The 18,156-nt window shown below is 71.1% G+C and carries 18 protein-coding genes; 6 read left to right on the top strand and 12 right to left on the bottom strand.

The genetic code is table 11. The features are described 5' to 3' along the window. Positions 1–245: 245 nt before the first annotated feature. Both IEZ04_RS29430 and IEZ04_RS29435 read right to left on the bottom strand, forming a co-directional pair. Positions 246–476: a carbohydrate binding domain-containing protein gene (locus IEZ04_RS29430; protein ID WP_189220029.1), complete on the bottom strand. Its 231-nt coding sequence runs from the start codon at positions 474–476 to the stop codon at positions 246–248. After that, positions 430–939, bottom strand: a complete 510-nt coding sequence (locus IEZ04_RS29435; protein ID WP_189220030.1) for a hypothetical protein — start codon at positions 937–939, stop codon at positions 430–432. Before IEZ04_RS29435 ends, IEZ04_RS29430 begins: the two co-directional genes overlap by 47 nt. Positions 940–1,466: 527 nt before the next feature. Here IEZ04_RS29435 and IEZ04_RS29440 point away from each other — a divergent pair. Then, on the top strand, positions 1,467–1,907 hold the full coding sequence (locus tag IEZ04_RS29440) for a hypothetical protein (RefSeq protein ID WP_189220031.1): 441 nt from the start codon (positions 1,467–1,469) through the stop codon (positions 1,905–1,907). A 264-nt stretch (positions 1,908–2,171) separates the two neighbouring features. Here the strand turns inward: IEZ04_RS29440 and IEZ04_RS29445 are convergent, their stop codons facing one another. Further along, a complete protein-coding gene (locus IEZ04_RS29445) occupies positions 2,172–2,630 on the bottom strand; it encodes a fibronectin type III domain-containing protein (protein ID WP_189220032.1) in 459 nt (152 codons plus the stop codon). A 725-nt stretch (positions 2,631–3,355) separates the two neighbouring features. Between IEZ04_RS29445 and IEZ04_RS29450 the strand changes: the two genes are divergently transcribed. Further along, positions 3,356–3,505: a BTAD domain-containing putative transcriptional regulator gene (locus IEZ04_RS29450; RefSeq protein WP_229821362.1), complete on the top strand. Its 150-nt coding sequence runs from the start codon at positions 3,356–3,358 to the stop codon at positions 3,503–3,505. Positions 3,506–3,775: 270 nt separating this feature from the next. On the opposite strand, the gene IEZ04_RS29455 is transcribed toward IEZ04_RS29450, so the two are convergent. Continuing rightward, entirely contained in the window at positions 3,776–5,329 is a 1,554-nt protein-coding gene (locus IEZ04_RS29455; RefSeq protein ID WP_229821363.1) for an SGNH/GDSL hydrolase family protein, read from the bottom strand. Between the two features lie 239 nt (positions 5,330–5,568). Next, positions 5,569–6,114 (bottom strand): aconitate hydratase, encoded by a 546-nt coding sequence (locus IEZ04_RS29460; RefSeq protein ID WP_189220034.1) that lies wholly within the window; start codon positions 6,112–6,114, stop codon positions 5,569–5,571. Between IEZ04_RS29460 and IEZ04_RS29465 the strand changes: the two genes are divergently transcribed. Continuing rightward, positions 6,113–6,268, top strand: a complete 156-nt coding sequence (locus tag IEZ04_RS29465) for a hypothetical protein (RefSeq protein WP_189220035.1) — start codon at positions 6,113–6,115, stop codon at positions 6,266–6,268. The genes IEZ04_RS29460 and IEZ04_RS29465 overlap by 2 nt on opposite strands. A 991-nt stretch (positions 6,269–7,259) precedes the next feature. On the opposite strand, the gene IEZ04_RS29475 is transcribed toward IEZ04_RS29465, so the two are convergent. The 6 genes from IEZ04_RS29475 to IEZ04_RS29500 form a co-directional block, all read right to left on the bottom strand. Then, the gene (locus tag IEZ04_RS29475; RefSeq protein ID WP_189220036.1) at positions 7,260–8,456 is read right to left on the bottom strand and encodes a cytochrome P450 family protein; all 1,197 of its coding nucleotides are present in this window, start codon (positions 8,454–8,456) and stop codon (positions 7,260–7,262) included. A 231-nt stretch (positions 8,457–8,687) separates the two neighbouring features. Continuing rightward, positions 8,688–9,566 (bottom strand): alpha/beta fold hydrolase, encoded by an 879-nt coding sequence (locus tag IEZ04_RS29480; RefSeq protein WP_189220037.1) that lies wholly within the window; start codon positions 9,564–9,566, stop codon positions 8,688–8,690. Positions 9,567–9,582: 16 nt separating this feature from the next. Beyond that, positions 9,583–10,275: an NUDIX domain-containing protein gene (locus IEZ04_RS29485; protein WP_189220038.1), complete on the bottom strand. Its 693-nt coding sequence runs from the start codon at positions 10,273–10,275 to the stop codon at positions 9,583–9,585. After that, positions 10,272–10,625 (bottom strand): DUF4406 domain-containing protein, encoded by a 354-nt coding sequence (locus IEZ04_RS29490; protein ID WP_189220068.1) that lies wholly within the window; start codon positions 10,623–10,625, stop codon positions 10,272–10,274. The genes IEZ04_RS29485 and IEZ04_RS29490 overlap by 4 nt, the downstream gene beginning before the upstream one ends. A 76-nt stretch (positions 10,626–10,701) precedes the next feature. Further along, a complete protein-coding gene (locus IEZ04_RS29495; RefSeq protein ID WP_189220039.1) occupies positions 10,702–11,487 on the bottom strand; it encodes a DeoR/GlpR family DNA-binding transcription regulator in 786 nt (261 codons plus the stop codon). Between the two features lie 111 nt (positions 11,488–11,598). Further along, positions 11,599–12,447 carry a GNAT family N-acetyltransferase gene (locus IEZ04_RS29500; RefSeq protein WP_229821364.1) on the bottom strand — a complete coding sequence of 283 codons (849 nt, stop codon included), beginning with the start codon at positions 12,445–12,447 and terminating at the stop codon, positions 11,599–11,601. 347 nt (positions 12,448–12,794) lie between these two features. Between IEZ04_RS29500 and IEZ04_RS29505 the strand changes: the two genes are divergently transcribed. Together IEZ04_RS29505 and IEZ04_RS29510 are read left to right on the top strand one after the other, a co-directional pair. Beyond that, entirely contained in the window at positions 12,795–14,072 is a 1,278-nt protein-coding gene (locus tag IEZ04_RS29505) for a carboxylesterase family protein (protein WP_189220040.1), read from the top strand. A 242-nt stretch (positions 14,073–14,314) separates the two neighbouring features. Further along, the gene (locus IEZ04_RS29510) at positions 14,315–14,917 is read left to right on the top strand and encodes a TetR/AcrR family transcriptional regulator (protein WP_189220041.1); all 603 of its coding nucleotides are present in this window, start codon (positions 14,315–14,317) and stop codon (positions 14,915–14,917) included. Positions 14,918–14,944: 27 nt separating this feature from the next. Here IEZ04_RS29510 and IEZ04_RS29515 read toward each other — a convergent pair whose 3' ends face one another. Further along, entirely contained in the window at positions 14,945–15,979 is a 1,035-nt protein-coding gene (locus IEZ04_RS29515) for an SMP-30/gluconolactonase/LRE family protein (protein WP_189220042.1), read from the bottom strand. 206 nt (positions 15,980–16,185) lie between these two features. On the opposite strand from IEZ04_RS29515, the gene IEZ04_RS29520 reads away from it, so the two are divergent. Continuing rightward, complete coding sequence (locus IEZ04_RS29520; RefSeq protein WP_189220043.1) at positions 16,186–18,048, top strand: flavin-containing monooxygenase; 1,863 nt, start codon at positions 16,186–16,188, stop codon at positions 18,046–18,048. The last annotated feature ends 108 nt before the right edge of the window (positions 18,049–18,156 follow it).

Consider the following 18,156-nt stretch of genomic DNA (forward strand, 5'->3'; position numbering starts at 1 on the left):
CGTCCTCGGTGCTCATGGGGTCTTCCCTGGTTCCGGGTGGCGGCGCGGCACCGGCCGCGAGCAGGCGGTGACGGTGCGGCGCCGTTCTGTTCAGGAGTGCGGCCGCTGCCCGGGCTGCGGCCCCCGGCCCTCCCCCGTTCGGGGCCGGGGGCCGCACGTCGGCTGTACCGCAGGGCCCGCTGTGGATGCTCCTGGCGGAATGCGCTCTTGGCGCGGCGCGGCGCGCGGGCCGTGGCGGCCGCGGCTCAGCCGGACGTCTGCCGGTCGTGGACCAGCCGGTAGGTGCCTCCGTGCCCCGCGTGTTCCACGGTCCGCTCCGGGCTGTCGGTCCGGCCGGTCCACGGACTCGTCGTGGACGGGATGACGACGCGGGCGGTGACGGGCTCGGAGACGTCGTCGCTCCACAGGCTGCGCAGGCAGTCGAAGAGCTCACCGAGGGTCCGGTGGACCGCCTCTTCGATGATCCGGCCGACCACCCCGCCCGGCTTTCCGACGGCGCCGCCGATGGCGTCCGCGATCGCGGGGGAACCCGACGCTTCCCTCGACCGGGTCGAACCAGGTGAACTGGCGCGGCGGCGCGTACCGGCGCAGGTCCCCGTCGTCGGAGTCGCCCGTCTCGAAGGCGGAGATCTTGCCGGTGTCGCCGCTCTCGTCGTCGCCGGCGCCACCGAGATGGGTCCCGTCCGTGCCCCATTCGCCGGTTTCGTCGACGCATTTCACGCCGTGAATACGCAGCGCGAGCTTCTTCCGCGGACGCCTTGCCCGGTACAGGTGCTCCGTGGCGGTGGTGCCGGCGGGCCTGGGGAACCTGTCCGGTGCCCCGTGGTGCGCGGCGACCTCGTACGCGGCGAACTGGAACTGCCGCAGCACACGCTCGGTCACGGCCTGCGCCTTCGCGTGGGAAACACTGGTGTCGACGGATTCCGTGTTCTCGGTCACGGGCGCCTTCTCCTCGTGGCTCGTGCGGACGTCGGACCCCGGGAAAGACCCAGGCCGTCGTCCGGTTCGTGCCTGCCACGCTGCCCTTGCGCCGTCCCGCACCGCATGAGGCAGAAGCCGGGCCGGTACCGGGAAGTTGCCCGGCCGGCCCGGGCACTTGTCCCATGACACCCGGCAACCGCGTCAGGACGATGGAGGCGTGGTGCAGGGCCCCTTCGGGCGCACTGCACCGTCCGCGGAACCCGTCGGCTGGCTGCTCATCGCCTACCGTTCGGGGCAGGCGTTTCGATCGCCTCGGCGGCGCGGGCCACCCTGATCATGGCCGTCGCCTCCGAGCCCGTCCGCGGGAGACCGCAGGCTCTGGCCGAAGAGGCGCGTACGGGACCGGGCCGACCCGGTGCGCGTGGTCTCCGGCCTCGGCGACCGCCTGGCCCGCACCGGACCCGACGGCGTACCGCGGGCGATCTGCCAGGCCCTGCCCCTGCCGTACGCTGCCGTGCTCACCGTTGTCCGCGGCCGGTACAACGGTGCTGCAGTTGCCGGCGGCGCCGCCGGCGACGGCCCTGCACGCCACCGTCCTGACCCGGCGGCCGCAGCAGTCGCGGAAGCGGATCGCCGCCGCCCGTGAAGAGGAACGCCGCCGCCTCCGCCGCGACCTGCCCGACGGACTGGCCCCGTACTCGCTGGGCCTCCAGCTGCCCTCGCTGCCCGCTGCGGTCGCAGTGTCCGCCTACCGCATCGCCGCCGAAGCCCTCACCGACGCACCCTGCCACTCGATCGCCCCCAGGTGCACCTACACATCGAGGTCAGCGGCGGACTGCGCCTGGAGGTCTCCGCCGACGGCACCGCACCACCCGTGGGAACCAGCCGGCAGCCCGGCGCGGAGCCGTCCTCCACGCAGGTACCCGCCGCCGGACTGGACGGCGGCTGCACCGCAGGCCCGGACGCGACCGCACACCACCATGTGACGGCGGCACCCCCGCTGCTCAGCCGGACCGGCCGCCCCCAGCGGCGGTGCTCGCCCTCACCATGGTGGAGGGCGACGGATCCGGCTCCGTGCGCCCAGGGGCAAGGCGCTCCATGCTGCACGCCGCGCCTTCGTCGTCATGCCTACCGGGAGCGTCACCCTGCCGCTGACTGTTCCTGGGCGGGCTGCGCGCCATCGCGGCAATGGTCCGCCCAGGAACACAGAGACGGAACCAGCTATCCGTCAGGGGTCCGGACGGGGTCGGTCACTTCGCTGTCGTCGTCGCGTGAATGACACGCGACTTACCCGACTCCACACCCTTCCCCGCCGGATTCACCGCTGTCACCGTGTAGGAGTAGCTGGTGCCAGGCGCCAGCCCCTCCATCGTGGCGACAGCATCGTTCGAACTCTCCAGATAGCCACCCCGGCCATCGTAGATCTTGTAACTGGTCGCGTTCTCGACCTCGGTCCACTGGAAGCTGATGGTCGTCGACGTGGTCCCAGTCACCGCAAGCCCCCTCGGCGCCAGCACCGTAGGCGAAGTCACAGGACCTGAAGGGCTGCTGGAAGGATTCGGATCCGGCTCGGGATCCGGCAGAACATGAATACCAGCGTGAGCCAGGACGATGAGCACCGCGAGAACCGCACTCATCGCACCGACCACGATCGCGAAGATCTGCGCCAGCACCACACCGTTCGACTGCCGGCGTGGCTGCTCGCGCACTGGAGTGCGGTTCCGGCCGTCCCTATCTACCCCAGTGGCCCTGGAGTCCCCGAGATTCCCACTGATCTCGCTTTCCCTCTGCACTTTCATACCCCCGTTATTCGGTCCACACCGCACAATGCAGCGCAGGCCAACAGGCTGCCCTCCGTACCGCCGGACAGCAAGGCCCTTATACTCCTGATTCGATTCACCAGACGTGGAGCTCGACGAACACCCGGAAGACGTCCAGCGCCCCAGTACGAGCGATCCCGACAATGACCGACCGCCAGATTATGCGTGATCTTGTTCGAGTGCGTGAAATGCGCGAGGCACGATCGCCCTCCACGTTCCTGCAGACGCCTCTGCAGATTCCGGCGCATATCATCCGTTGAGACCGCCGACACCGCCTGTTCGGAATCGTTCAGCCGCCCATACGGCTGCTTCGAATACGCGTCCTCCGGCAATCCCGATCCGCACAGGGTTCCGTTGCAGACTGTGCGCGGCCACAAGCCTGCCGCTTGACCGGCTTGCTCCTGTTGCTGACCGCCTCGGTGCCTTCGTCGTGATGTCTCGCTTCCGGTTGCGCGCCGGGGGGAGGGTACTGGCAGCGCTGCTGCTGCACGCGGATCGGCCGCTGTCCCGGGGAAGGCTCATCGACCCGGTGGTGGGGAACGGCGGTTGCCGGGACGTGCGGTTGACCTGCCGCAGCGGCACACCTCGGGGCTGTGACCGAGGCCGGTTGCACGTTGCCGGTACCGGCAGGCCGACTGGCTCCGGAGACGTTCGTCCACCAGGCCGAACGCGGGCGAGCCGCCCGGGTGGCCGGGGACCCGTCCGCGGCGGCCGAGGCCCTGTGCGCCGCGCTGGAACTGTGGCGGGGCCGGCTGCGTGAGTGACCGGCCGGTCCGTCGCCGGGGAAGGAGCGGGACCTGCTGGAGGAGCACCGTCCGGACGTGCTGGAGCAACGTCGCGAGGTGGATCCGGGTGGGTCGGCAAGTGGTGGGGGCTGCTCGGTCGAGACCCGTCCGTAGCGGGTCACCGTCCCGAACCGAACGCGTTCACCCCGGGTCGGAAGTGTCCCCGCGCAAGGCGTGCCCCACCTGGTCGGCGCGGCCGACGCCGGGCCTGCGTGAGCGGGCTCCATGAGCAGACTGCACATGTCCCCGTCAGGTGAACCGCAACGTGCGCTGGATCCAGTCCAGGACCTCGTCCGCCCAGCCCAGAACCGCGAGGGTCGATGTCAGGTTGCCCGGCGGGTGGTTGATCAGGGTGTCCCGGCGGACGAGCCGGTCGAAGTCCACAAGTACCGGATCCTGCCGTACGGTCTCTCCGTCCGGCCGCCGGAACTCGACGCCGGCCCGGCGCATGACATTGACCGTTTCCTGAGCCAGGATGCCGTAGCCGACGGTCGTCGGATGCACGCCGTCCACGGAGAACAGGCCGCCGTCGGTACGCCGCTCGCCGTCCGTTGCGAGGTAGTGCGTGTTGGGCACCGGTGTCAGCGCCTGCAACTGAGGGGGCAGCGGGTACGGCTGCCACCACTCCGGGCGGGCGGCCGGATCCTCCAGGAAGCGGCGCGAAGCGAGCCGGTCCAGCAGCCCGGCGGTGTCCAGCAGGTACCAGTCCTTGCCCGCCTGCCTCGCCTGGCGCACCTGATCGGTGATGGCCTCGTTGTAGGCGTCGATGGCGTGGTCGACCGCACGGGCCTCGTCCCCGGTGATGCAGGGATCCTGGTGCGGATCGAAGTCGCGGTCCGCTGTCCAGGGCCGCGTGTAGTACGGGAAGTACGCCGAACCGGGCTCAATCTTGGCGCCGATCCCGCGCGCCAACGGGACGATCGTCACATGCGGCACCGTGCACCACACCACATGCCGCGCCTTGATTCCGCGGACCCGGTCGGCGACCAGTCCCAGCTCGTCCGCGAAGTGCTCCGGCCGCCAGACGGTGAAGGCGCCCTTGCGGTCCAGGTCGTCGTAGCCCTCCTCGCTCCACACCACCCGCAGTTCCGTCACGCACTGCAGGGCGTTGTTGGGGCCGAGGAACACGATGAGGGTCTCGATACCGTGCTCCGGGTCGGTACCACCGGTCTCCTCGCCGAGCCGCTGCGCCGCATCCAGTTGGGTCCAGGCCCCCGCCTCCACCGGCTCGGTGGGCAGCACCCGCAGGGCGGCACGTTCGCCGGCGTTCTGCACGACCTGGTTCACGAGGTCGTCGCTGGGAACGGAGATCCGCTCGCGGCACACGTCGGCCGACTTGTCCAAGGCGTCGCGCAGATCCCAGCCGAAGACCGCGAGGTTGTGGTTGACCGCGCGGGTACGGACCGTCGACGTGCCCGGTCCTCGTTCCCAGTGATCCTCCACCCGATCCATGAACCGCCGGGCGCGGAACAGCGCGGACGGCGTCTCCCACCAGTCCACCTTCTTACCGAACCGCGCCTGCAGGTCACGCAGCAGCAATTCCAGATTGAGCGGCAGCCCGCCGTACCCGTCATAGCGCGGATAACGGAATCGGTCCGCCCACCCCAGCTCGTGCGCCACGATCGCGGGAAATGAGAGATCGGTATGGAAAATCGCCGCACTCTGGAACCCCTGGGTGAGCGAGTCCCCGATCGCGACGAGCCGGTGGAGCGGCTCCCCCTCCCACTCCACGTCGCAGGCGATTCCCAGCGTCGCATCGATATGAGGCGCCCGCAGGCTTTGCGAGTCCGAGGCACACGCCATTACTCCCCCTCGTTGAGACATGGCGCATAATCGCAGGACACTCACGCGAGCTGTCTCGATACGGCGTGGCGTCATCTTTACTGTGCTCCGCGCCACCACTTGACGTCAACGGAAATCCTGCGGGTATTTGTCGCGTACGATCCCGTCTCCCGTCAGCGAACGCCCCCCGCACAAATGTCAGTGCCTACGGTCGATACGCATGAGCTGTTCGTGGATGGACGTACCTCTGACGTGGTCTGTCAGCCGACGGCCAGAGCGCGCCTCACCGCGTAGGGGAGGATGCCGCCGTGCCGCAGGCAGGCCGGTTCCTGGCCGGAGAAGATGCGCAGACGCAAGGGGATGCTCCTGACTTCCCTGTCCGGGTGGTGCATGTGAAGGGTGACGGGGTTGGCCCCGACCCGCAGGTTCCGGAGCCCGTCGAAGGTGAGGTGCCCCTCGTCGGTGAAGTCGTGTGCCGAGGCGCTGTCGCCGTCGGTGAACTCCAACGGCAGCACTCCCGTACCGATCAGGTCGGAGCGGTGGATGCGCTCGTACGACTCGGCGATGACGGCCCGGACGCCGAGCAGGGTCTGGGCCTTCGCGGCCCAGTCACGGCTGGAGCCGGCACCGTAGTTGCGACCAACGACGATGACGGGGTCGCAACCCGCCGCCCGGTAGGTGGGGGCGGCCTCGTACACCGGCAGGACCGCCGTGCGGCCGGCGGTGCGGGCCCAGCCGCCCGGGCCGGGACGGTCGCTCAGCGGCAGATCGGTGACGGCCGGATTGGTGAAGGCACCGCGGAGCATGACCTCGTGGTTGCTGCGGCGGGTGGAGCAGCGGCGGCTCGCCGTCGCCGCTGCCGTCGCTGCCGGAGACCCGGACCACGCGGGCCAGTGCCTCCGTGTTCACCTGGTGGATGATGCCGGTGCCGGGCGGGACGACCTGGACGCTCCGTTCTAGGGGCGGCAGGCCACGTCACGCGGTGTCCGGGTGCCCGGCGGCGGGCAGCACGGGCGGGTGGACGCCGGAACGGGATCCGCACCGGTACGCCGGTCCGCGCCGCTGCGCTCGCCGGCCGCGAACAGGTGCCGGACGGGACGGGGAACACCCAGACGGCGTCGGAGCCGGGCCCGATACCGAAGGCGGTGCCGTGAGGCCGCCGTGCACCGCGCACCAGCTCCGTCCGATGCGGCCGGTCGCCCGGGAACGGCGGATCGTCCAGCTCGACGGTCCGCAGCGGTGACCGGCCGGCCCCGGCCGTCCCCTCTCGAAACGCCTCGTCAGCGGAGGGTGCTGGGCCGGTCTCACTGCCAGGAGGCACCGTCGTCGTGCCGCGTGCCGCGTCCATCGTGAGAACGGCGCCTCACCCCCACGCCGCCCGCCTGTTCGTCGACTTCCCGCTCTCGGCGAAGGGCCAGGCCACGGTCGCCAGGGGTGGGCCGGCACCGCACCGGCCGGGCGTCGAACAGGACGACAGCGATAGTCCGCAGGACATGCAGCGCGTGCTCGGCGAGGACCACGTCCACCTGTACCGCCACGCGCACGTGCCGGAGGAGACCCAGCACGCCTACCTGGAGCGCTGGGAAAGGGCCATGGGCTGAACCGCCCTTCGCCGCCCGCCGCTGAACCGCCCTTCGCCGCCCGCCCCGGCCCCACCCGTCCGGAGCCGCCATGACCACCCAGACCCCTCCCGCCCCTCCTCACCCTCCCCCGGCCGCGCCCTGCGCGCGGGTGACCCGGGCACACCCCACTCCCGGCGACTGTTCGGCGCCGGCCGCGAAGGCACCATCCACCGGCTGACGTCCCTCGTCACCGCCGCCCTCGTGCTCGCCCCGTCGTCCCGATCCTCCACCAGTCCGTACGCGACCAGCCGCGGTACGCCGCGGGTGGCGCCTTCACCCCGGAGGACCACGGGTGATCCGCCCTCACCCAGGCCCTTCCGTCCTCCGTTCTACCGGGCGAACCGTACGGGCAGGCCGCGCGGCCCCCGGATCATCATTCCCGGGCGCCAGGTGATCGCCGCCGGATGGATGTCCAGGGCGAGGTCCGGGCAGCGTTCCAGCAGCGACCGCAGGGCGATGCGCGCCTCCAGCCGGGCCAGGGGCGCACCCAGGCAGTGGTGGATGCCGTGGCCGAACGCCAGGTGGCCGCGGGCGTCACGGAAGATGTCGAAGCGGTCGGGCGCGGGGAAACGGGCGGGGTCGCGGTTGGCGTCGGCCATGGCGACGAGGACGAGTTCGCCGCCGCCGGGGACGACGGTGTCGCCGATCGTCACCGGTTCGGTGGTGAAGCGGAACGTGGGGGTCTCCAGCGGTCCCTCGTAGCGCAGCGCCTCCTCGACGGCGGCGTCGACGAGGGAGAGATCCGCCCGCAGAGCGGCCAGTTGTCCGGGGTGGGTCAGCAGGGCGAGGACGGCGTTGGAGATGAGGTTCACCGTGGTCTCGTGGCCGGCCACGAGCAGCAGCCAGGCCATGCCGAGCAGTTCCTCGTGGGAGAGCCGATCGCCGTCCTCGTCCGAGTTGTGGATCAGCGCGCCCATGAGATCGTCGCCGGGCTGCTGCCGCTTGCGCTCCAGCAGCTCCACCAGGTACTGCGCCATCGACTTCGCCGCGGCCTGACGCAGTGCGGGGTCGGTCGCACCGAGTGCGTCGTTCGACCATGTCCTGAAGGATTGCCGGTCCAGGTCCGGCACGCCCAGGAGTTCGCAGATCACGGAGATGGGCAGCGGGAAGGACAGCGCCTCGACGAGGTCGGCGCGCCCGTCGGGGGCGGCGAGCATCCTGTCCAGGAGCGTGTCCGTCGTCTCCTGGATGCGGGGGGCGAGTGCCTCGACGCGGCGCGTGGTGAACTCGCGGGCGACCAGCTTGCGCAGCCGGGTGTGGTCCGGCGGGTCGGCCCTGAGCATGTGCGTGCCGGGCGATAAGGCGCCCAGGGGCAGGGAGGGTGAGGCCTTGCTCCAGTCCTTGGAGAGTCTGCGGTCCGCGAGGGCGGCGCGTGCGGCCTCGTACCCGACGACGAGCCAGGCCTCCGCGCCTCCTTCCGGCATGCGTATACGGTGCACCGGGCCCTGTGCCCGCAGCCGGGCGTAGACGGGATAGGGGTCGCGGGTGAAGGACTCACCGAGCGCCGCTAGATCGACCACGGTCATGGGATCACCACCTGACTGAACGCTGGGAAGAAGGGAGTTGTGCGCTTGAGTGACCTGTACGCGGACGCCGTGGTGCCCCGGAGGCGGCAGGTAAGGGGGCCTCGGAAAGTGACCAGCGGTCGCCGCCCACTGGCGTACCGACTGTAGCTCCTGTCGTCACGGGAGGAACCTGGATATCGGACACCCCCGGAGGCGGTGGGCACGCCGGTGTGACCGGTCGTGCGGGTGACCTCAGGCCCTGAAGCGTCGCAGCAACGTACGGAGGACGTCCCTGTGGTGCGTCCACAACAGTGCGCCACCGGCACCGGGCACGAGATGCCTGACGGAGTGCGGGATGCGGTCGGCCAGGCCGGCACCGAGATCCGGGGAGTGGCTGACGTCCAGTTCCCCGTACCAGAGGTCGACCGGCACCCGGATCGACGAGAGATCGATCCTCCAGTGCCCCATGGCCAGGGCGGTGTCCTGGGCGTATCCGCCGGCGCCCTGGGCGAACGCCTCGTCGAGGGCGTGCCGGTACGCCGCGGCGAACACGGGGTGCCGGTAGACGGCGAGATCGGTCTCCGGGCCGGCCGCCGTCACCAGGTCCCACATGCGCCGGGCGGTGAAAGTCGCGAAGATCTCCTCCGCGGCATCTCTGTCGGCCACGGCGATGTCCACCAGGTTCCGCAGTTCGCCCGGCAGCGCGTCCGCGAACCGCCCGTCCGCCACCTCGTCCGCCCCGGACACGACCGCCAGTCCGCTGATGACCGGTGCGGCGGCACAGGCCAGCGCGAAGGGTGCTCCCTGTGAGTGGGCGACCATCAACGGCCGGCCGAGTTCCCGTAGTTCCGTGAACACCCGGACGTCCTCGGCGAAGTCGTGGAGCGTACGGGCGGGCAACGGTGTGGAGACGCCGAGTCCGGGGCGGTCGAGGGAGACCAGCCGCACACCGAGTTCCTGCAGCGCGTCGGCGCCGAAACCCAGGTGGCGACTGGTCGCGGCACCCGGGGAGAACAGCACCGCCGTACCGTCGTGAGGGCCCCACTCGGCCCAGCCGAGCAGCCTCCCGTCAGGCAGGCGCTCCGCGCCCAGGCGTTCGGGTGCGGTGACACCCGCTCGTAACGTGTCCATCGCGTCCTGCTCCGGTTCACTGTCGTCGGTGGCTGCGCGGCGGGCGGGGACGTCCGGGTCCGAACGGACCGTTCAGGGCCGCCCACTGCAACAGCATGATGGTCTTGGCGTCGGCGATCTCGCCCGTGTGGATCATGGCGAGAGCTTCGTGGAAGGACAGCTCCAGTACGGTGATGTCCTCGCCCTCGGCGGCGATGCCCTTTGCTGTCGCCGTGGGGTTCGCGTCCCGGTAGGGGGCGGCGAAGAAGTGCAGGCGTTCGGTGACCGAGCCGGGACTCATGTAGGCCGTGAGGACGTGTTCGGCGGCGCTGACGGCGTATCCGGTCTCCTCGGCCGCCTCCCGGCGGATGGCCTCCTCCGGAGTGTCCCCGTCCAGCAGTCCGGCCGCGGTCTCGACGAGCATCCCGTCGGGGTGTCCGTTGACATACGCGGGGAGGCGGAACTGACGGGTCAGCAGCACGGTCCCCCGGTCGGTGTCGTACAGCAGGATCGTGGCGCCGTCGCCACGGTCGTAGGTCTCGCGCTGTTCACGGCTCCAGTGACCGTCGCCGTGCCGGTAGTCGAAGGTTGTCCTGCGCAGCACGTACCAGTCGCAGGACAGGACCTCGACATCGCGGATCACCACCCTCGGATTGCCGGTCAGGTCGCGGCCGTGCCGGTCCAGACCCGTGCGGCCGCGCCGGTCCGGCGTGTCGATGCCCGCGGTCATCGGCGGGCGGGTATCTCGTCGAGACCGGTGTAGACGGCCTTGCCCTGGGCCCGCGCCCGGGCGACCATCCGGTCGGCCCCCTCGGAGGCGCCGCCGATGCGCAGCACCCCGTCGCAGCGGGACAGCAGCCGTTCGGCGACGGGGTGGAAGATCTCCTCGTAGGCGGCGTCGCCGGGGCGGGCGCTGCCCGCCGCCTCCAGGAGGGGGAGGGCGAGTGCCTCACCGGTGACTCCCAGGTGGCCCGCGCGGAAGAGGGTCAGGGCGGTCTCGGTCATCGCCCTGACGTTGGCCTCCATCTTGTGCGGATCGTCGCCGGTGCCGGACCGGTAGGGGCCGGCGACGAGGATCATGAGCGGCCGGTCGGCGGTCTTCACGATCGTCTCCTCGATGTTGTCGTGTGCGATGTGGGTGCGGGTGTGCGGGACATCAGGCCAGTGAGGTCTCGACCCCGGCCTCGCGGAGGGCTTCGAGGGTGGCCGGACCGTTCGGGTGGGTCCCCGGGTCGGCGGCGGCGTTGTCGGTGACGAAGCGGTGCGCGGCATCGAGCGGGGCAACCTGGCTGAAGGCCCTGACGCCGAGTTTGGTGGCGTCCGCGACGGTGACCGTGCGAGCGGACTGGCGAAGTCCCACCTGTTTGACCGCCGCGTCCTCCAGGGAGAACTCCGACCACCCGTGCTCGGCGTGCACGCCGCCGATGGACATCACGAAGCAGTCGAAGCTCAGGGACTCCAGTGTGCGCAGGGCCAGCGGTCCCACCAGTGAGCGTTCACCGGGACGGGAGCTGCCTCCCACGACGAGGAGCTCGATGCCGTCCCGGTCCGCCAGGACCATCGCGGCCTGCAGGCTCAGTACCGCGACGGTCAGCGGGGCCCGCTCCGCCAGGTGCCGGGCGACGTGCACGGTGGTGGTGCCCGCGTCCAGCAGCACCCGGGACCCCGGTTCCACCGTCGCGGCCACGGCCGCACCGAGTCTGTCCTTGACCGCGGCCTGCCACGGTTCCCTGGCGGTGAAGGTCCCGCCCCCTTCCCGGGGACGCGTGGCGACCGCGCCACCGTGCACCCTTCGCACGAGCCCCTGACGCTCCAGAGCGTCCAGGTCCCTGCGGACGGTCATCTCCGAAACCCCCAGGCGATGGGAGAGTTCGGACACGGAAACCCTGTCGGAGTTCTGGACCAGACGCAGCGTCAGGTCCAGACGGTCGGCAACACCCATGCACCCTTTCTAACACATTGCTGTTCACTCGAACATGAATATGTTCGAGTCGTTCAGGGCTCGATGCTGCCGGATGCGGCAGGACCTCGGACCCCGGACCTCCGGCCTCGATCACGGTCTGACGAGGATCGCCCGCGTGTACAGCAGGCTGAAACCGCGGCGCTGGGCGTTCTGCTGGGACTGGGAGGCGGGCTGGGTGGTGACGACCGCGAGGTCGCATCCCTGTTCGGCGGCCACGGCCAGCCGGGTGGCCAGCAGGGCGCTCTGGACGCCGCGCCGACGGTACGCGGGCAGCGTCGCGGCGCCGGTGAGCTGAGCGATGCCCCGGGTGATGCGCATGCCGGCGCCGCCCGCGACCGCGCCGTCGACCGACGCGGTGTAACGTCGCATCCCGGCCGCGGCGGTCAGGTCGCGCACCGCCCGTTCGAGCACGTCCCGCGGGACCTCCTCGTGCGGGGCGAGACCTTGTGCGTCGGGACGGGCGAAGCCGCCGACCACCGTATCGACCCACTGGCCGAAGTCCGTGTCATCGCTGTGCCGCACGTCGATGCCGGACGGCACGGCCTCGGACGGGACACCGCCCAACGGCCGGCCCAGCACGTTCTCGAAGCCGACCAGCCGGTATCCGCGTGCGGTGAGCATCGCACCGACCTCGGGATCGGCGAGATGCGCCAGCTCCACCTGGACCGGGGCGCCGGCGTCCGCGAACCGGCGCTCCACGGCGTCGAGTTCGTCGGCCCCCGGCACACCGGCGAAACCGAGCCCGGCCACCTTGTTGAGAGGTGAGCCCGCCTCGGTGCGACAGGCGACCCCGCCGGCCAGCCTGATCACGAACCCGTCGTCGCCGCCCAGCCGTCGCAGCGCGGCCTCGCTGCCCGCGGCGATGAAGTCGGTCTCCGCCCGCTCGATCCGCTCGCCCAGAGCGATGTCGCAGAACAAGGGGTTCTCATGACTCTTCATGCCGCGAACCTACTGTTCGCCCCGCAGCGGGCACACACGGATTTCTGCGGCCTCGCGGGAGAGCCATGTGCCCCCGAGGCGAGGCCGGGTGGTACGGCGTGGGCTCCCCACGGCCGATGAGGAGCTGGGTGCCGGGGGCGCTCGATGACTGCCGAGTCGCGTGTCCCGTGGGAGCCGGACGTCACCGTCGCAAGAAAAGCCACAACTGTATCTGTCCGCCACACGGTGACGCCGGTACCGTGCCGGATGGAGCCTCACACTGTCTTGCTCATGACAATCCAGTCCTGCGCCCGGCGCACAGACCGCGGACAAGCCTTCCCACGACCACGACACAAGGAGTAGTCCACATGGCACCTCCGATCAGCCGTCGTACCGTTCTGGCCGCCGGCACGGGCGCCGCCGTCGGCCTGTCCCTGCCCGGCGTCGCCGCGTACGCCGACGACCGTGTCACCACCGGCGTGAAGTTCACCCTGAACGCCCAGGTGCTCGACGGCGGCGAACAGGTCACCTCGGTCACCCTCGACACCGCCCGAATCGGCGCGGTCGACCCGGCCGGCCTGACCACCGGCACCTTCAGCGTGCGTGCCAGAGCCACCAGCCCGATCCCCATCGCCGCCGACGACGCCATTCTCGGCGAGTACGACGTCGACCGCACGGTGACCGCCGTCCGGCTCGACCGCCGCGGCGACATCGTGCTCGAACTGAGTCATGCGGAGGGCCGGACCGGGGGCAGCACGCTCGGCTATCTCGCGGGCAGGGGCCGCAACGTGATGCTCGACCTCGACTACACCATCACTCAGCACGCCCCGATCGCCCTGCGCAATCACCGGTCGGTCGTCATCGAGGACTTCGTGCAGAACCCTCGGCTGTCGGACCCCGAGGTGGACGCGTTCAGCTCCCACATCTCCGGCTCGGGGATGAAGTACCGGCTGTACTCGCCCACCGGCTCCCACTCCTCCCGCCGGGGCAGGCATCCGCTGATCGTCTGGCTGCACGGCGGCGGCGAGGGCGCCTCACTGCCCGACAACTACTACGACAACGAGACCACGCTACGGGCCAACCGCGGCGCCCTGGGCTTCACCACCCCCCGGGCGCAGCGCATCTTCGGCGGGGCCTACGTCCTGGCCCCGCAGAGCACCTCCGCCTGGATGCAGGACGGCCCCCGCTTCGCCCCCCTCATCCACGAGATCATCCGTGACGTCACACGCAGGAACCGCATCGACCACGACCGGATCTACGTCGTCGGCTGCAGCAACGGCGGCTATATGAGCATGAAGATGACCACCGTCTATCCCACCTTGTTCGCCGCTTCCGTACCGATCTGCGGTGTCGTCACGTCCTTCCCGTCCGGCGGAGCACCGCTGATCCCCGACAGCGAGCTGGCCGGGATCAGCACCCCCAGCTGGCTCGTCGCCTCCCGCGACGACACCACCGTGGACCCGCAGGCCAACACCGCCCACGCGCACGGCCTCATCCCCCGCTCGCTGATGACGCTCTACGACCGCGTCGTCTGGAACGGCCACCAGTTCGCCGGCCACTGGTCGTGGATCTACGTCGCCCGCAACGACCCCAGCATCGACGGGACTCACATCTGGCAGTGGATGGCCGGCCAGCGTCGGCACTGACCGGACGTCCGCGCTCACCTGCACTGCGGCCGCGCGCATGGTGGCCGCGATGGGCTGGAGGAGCACGGGCGCCCGCCGCCCGTCCGAGCGCGATCCGCGCTCCCGGGCGGGTCCGCCGACGCGGTAACGGGGGAGTACGCCGACGGCTTGCCGGGAGGAGCCGACTCCGCGGTGCGCACGCCGCCCAGTGCTTCCGTCGCCCCCTGCGCGCCCTCGACCGTGCGTCCGAGTACGCTGCCGAGGTGACGCACCATCCCGCGCCGGACGAGCGGCGTCGTCCGAACCAAGGGCCGAAGGCGGCTGCCCGGAACCGAGCCGCCCTCATCGCCGCCGCCCGCGAGATCTACACGGACCAGGGACTGGACGCCCCGTTGTCCGCGATCGCGCGTCGGGCCGGGGTCGGACAGGGCGTGCTGTACCGGCATTTCCACGACCGCGACGCCCTGGCCGCCGCGGTCCTGGAGGAGAACGTGCACCAGATCGAGCAGGCGGCCGGCGCGGCGGGCGCGACCTTCGCCGCTGTCCTCGGCGTGGTGACCTGGCACATGACGGAGTCGGCGGCCTTCATCGGTCTCCTGCACTTCGGCGGCGCCGGCCGTGCCGCCGACACGGAGGCGCATGCCTCGGCGCTGTCGGGCCGGGTCGAGCGCGCGCTGCGCGGCCTCCTGCCGGACGGTCACCGCCTGGCCGCGGCGGACGATCTCATGCTCGCCGTGGCCATGGTCTCCGGTGTCGCCACCGGCCTCACCCGGCAGGAGACCCGCCAGGAACGGGAACGCCGGGCCCTGGCGGCCTGGCGGCTGCTCGGTGTCGAGGTGGGGCCGGTGCGGCCCTTCGAGGGGTGAGCGGGAGCGAGCGAAGGAGCTGCGCCGTCAGCCGCCGTTGGACTGCCGGATGCCTTCCGCGAGCGCGTCGAAGGTGTACACGTACCCTCCGGCCGGTCCGCTGACGGTCATGTACGCCCTGGTCCCGCCGGGAGTGATCGCCACGTTCGTCGCGGACTCCAGGCCCTCGGCCTGCCTGGCGGGAACCTCGACGGTCGCCAGGCGCTCGCCGTACTTGTCGTACACCGCCATCGCGGGCCGGCCGTGCAGTCCCTGGTAGAGGTTGCCGTCCGCGTCCACGGCGATGGAGTCGGTCCGGGCGAGCCCGCCGTCGACCTGGACGGCGGTGTGCCGGGACGCCGTCTTCCCCTCCGCGCCGAGGAGGAGGTGGGAGATCCGGTTCCGGGTGAGCTCGCTGATCCAGAGCCCGCGGTGGTCCGCGTCGAACGAGATGCCGTTCGTCGCGGCCAGCCCGTCGGCCAGGACGGTCGCCTCCTTCCCGGCGCGGTCGATGCGCACCACGCGGCCGATGTCCTCACCCTCGGTCAGGCCGCGTGAGTCGCTGACGTACAGGTTGCCGTCCTCGTCGAAGGCCAGGTCGTCGGGGTTCATCGGCGCGCCGCCGACCTCGCCGGAGAAGAAGGTGCGGAGGTCACCGCCGTCCGGGGGGAGGCTCACGATCTCGCCGTGGGCGAAGTCGGTCAGGTAGAGCCGTCCGTCGTACGGGCTGAACTGGGCGGAGGTGTAGGCGCCGCGGCCGTCGGTGTGGACCGTCTGCGAGGTCTTCCTCCTGACGTCGACGCGCATCACCTTCGGCTCGCCCTCGGGTGCGGTGACGTCGACGACGAGCAGCTTGCCGTCCTCGTCGAAGACCGGCCCTTCCAGCAGGGTCATACCGGTCTCCGCGTGCGCCTCGGTCAGCTGCATGAGCTTCTGCGCACGGATGGTTCCGCCGCTGTGCGCGGCGGCCGTCCGGTCACCGGGACCGCCTGTCCCGACACCGCTCTCGGTACCGCACCCGGTGAGCGTCAGTACGCCGACCGTGGCGAGAGCGGCGAGGGGCCGGATCGGGAGTCGTCGCATGAGGGGATTCACTCTTCCTGTCCGCTGAGTGCGGGGGCGCCCGGGGGCACACCCGCCTACCTACCGGACAACACTGTCCGGTACGAGTTAGGGTAGTTGACGGCCGCCCGGGTCCGGGAGGTGTCCGGAGCTTTCCCGTCCTTCGGGGGCGCTCGCGGACGGAGGCGGCCGTCCGGCAGCAGACCCCACAGGATCGAGGCCCCCACATGGCGACTCCCCCCGTGCCCGCTCCCGAAGAACTCGCCGGGCTGAGGCGGCGCTACCGTCTCGAGCGGGAACGGCGCGTGCGGCCCGACGGCGCCCGGCAGTACCTCGCCACCGACGCCGAGTTCGGCTACTACGCCGCCGACCCGTACGTCGGTGAGGTGGCTGAGCGCGAGCCGCTGCGCGACACCGTCACCGTCGCCGTCGTCGGCGGCGGATTCGGCGGCATCCTCGCCGGGGCGCGGCTGCGGCAGCGGGGCGTGGAGTCGATCCGGATCGTCGAGAAGGGCGGCGACTTCGGCGGCACCTGGTACTGGAACCGCTACCCCGGCATCCACTGCGACATCGAGTCGCACGTGTACCTGCCCCTGCTGGACGAGACCGGGTACGTACCGGAGTGGAAGTACGCCCCAGGGGACGAGATCCGCCGCCACGCGGTGCGCGTCGCGGAGAAGTTCGACCTCTGCGCCGACGCCCTGTTCTCCACCGCGGTCACCTCGCTGACCTGGGACGGGACGACCGAGACATGGATCGTGGCGACCGACCGGGGCGATGGGTTCCGAGCCCGGTACGTCATCACGGCCACCGGCACCCTGACCGACCCGAAACTGCCCGGGATACCCGGCATCGAGGACTTCAAGGGTCACACCTTCCACACCTCCCGGTGGGACTACGGCTACACCGGCGGCACCCCGGACGGCGGTCTCACCGGCCTCGCGGACAAGAAGGTGGGCATCGTCGGCACCGGCGCCACCGGCGTCCAGGCCATCCCGATGCTGGCCGAGGACGCGGCACACCTCTACGTCTTCCAGCGCACCCCCTCCAGCGTGGACGTACGCGCCAACGGCCGTACCACCGCCGCCGACGTCGGCGCCGACCACGAGGGCTGGGCACGGGCGCGCCGCGAGAACTTCCTGCGCGTCGTCTCCGGCGAACCCGCGGACGAGGACCTCGTGGCGGACCGCTGGACCGCCTCGGCCGGCCTCCTGGAGAAGCTCCTGCCCAGCTTCCGCCGGCCCGGCGACCGGGAGGACTTCGAGGCGGCCTACGAGGTGGCCGACGCCGCCAAGATGAACGAACTCCGCTCCCGCGTCGAGCAGACCGTCACCGACCCGGAGACCGCGGAGAAGCTCAAGCCCTGGTACCGCTACGCCTGCAAGCGCCCCACCTTCTCCGACAAGTACTACCCGGCGTTCAACCGTGACAACGTCACGCTGGTCGACACCGCCGACACCCATGGCATCGAGCGCGTCACCGAACACGGTGTCGTGGTCGGCGACACCACCTACGCACTCGACTGCCTCATCTTCGCCACCGGGTTCGAGGTCGGCACCTCCGGCGTCCTCTCCGGCGAGCTCCCCGTCCGCGGCCGGGACGGCACCCAGCTGCTGCACGCGTGGGCGCAGCAGGGTCCGCGCACGCTGCACGGCTTCACCAGCAACGGCTTCCCCAACCTGATCCAGATGGGCTCCCTGCAGAACGCCAGCAGCGTCAACTTCACCCACATCCTGGACGAGCAGGCCGTCCACGCCGCCGCCCTCGTCGCGGCAGCCGAGACCGAGGACGCCCTCGTCGAACCGTCCCGCGAGGCGGAGGACGCCTGGCGGACCGTTCTGGCCGAGGACGCCCCCGACCACGAGTGGTTCCACGCCGAGTGCACCCCCGGCTACTACAACCGCGAAGGACGCGGCCGGCCCAACGGCCCGTCCGCCTACCCCCACGGCGCCGTGGCCTTCCACGAACTCCTGCGCCGGTGGCGCGAGGAGTCCATGCACGGCATCCTTCGGGCCAGGACGGCCGGGGCGACCGGGGCGACCGGGGCGACCGGGGCGACCGGGAACTCCTCGCCGCGAAGGATGGCGTAACCCCGTCGGCGCCGTCACCTGCTCGGGCCCGGCCGGGCTTCCGGTCCACGGTGAGCCCGGCCGGCAGGGCCGCGCGCAGTCGCTGCCGGGCCCCTGTCTCGTCCCGGT

It is taken from the genome of Streptomyces ruber, assembly GCF_014648075.1.
Classification (GTDB): Bacteria; Actinomycetota; Actinomycetes; order Streptomycetales; family Streptomycetaceae; genus Streptomyces; species Streptomyces ruber.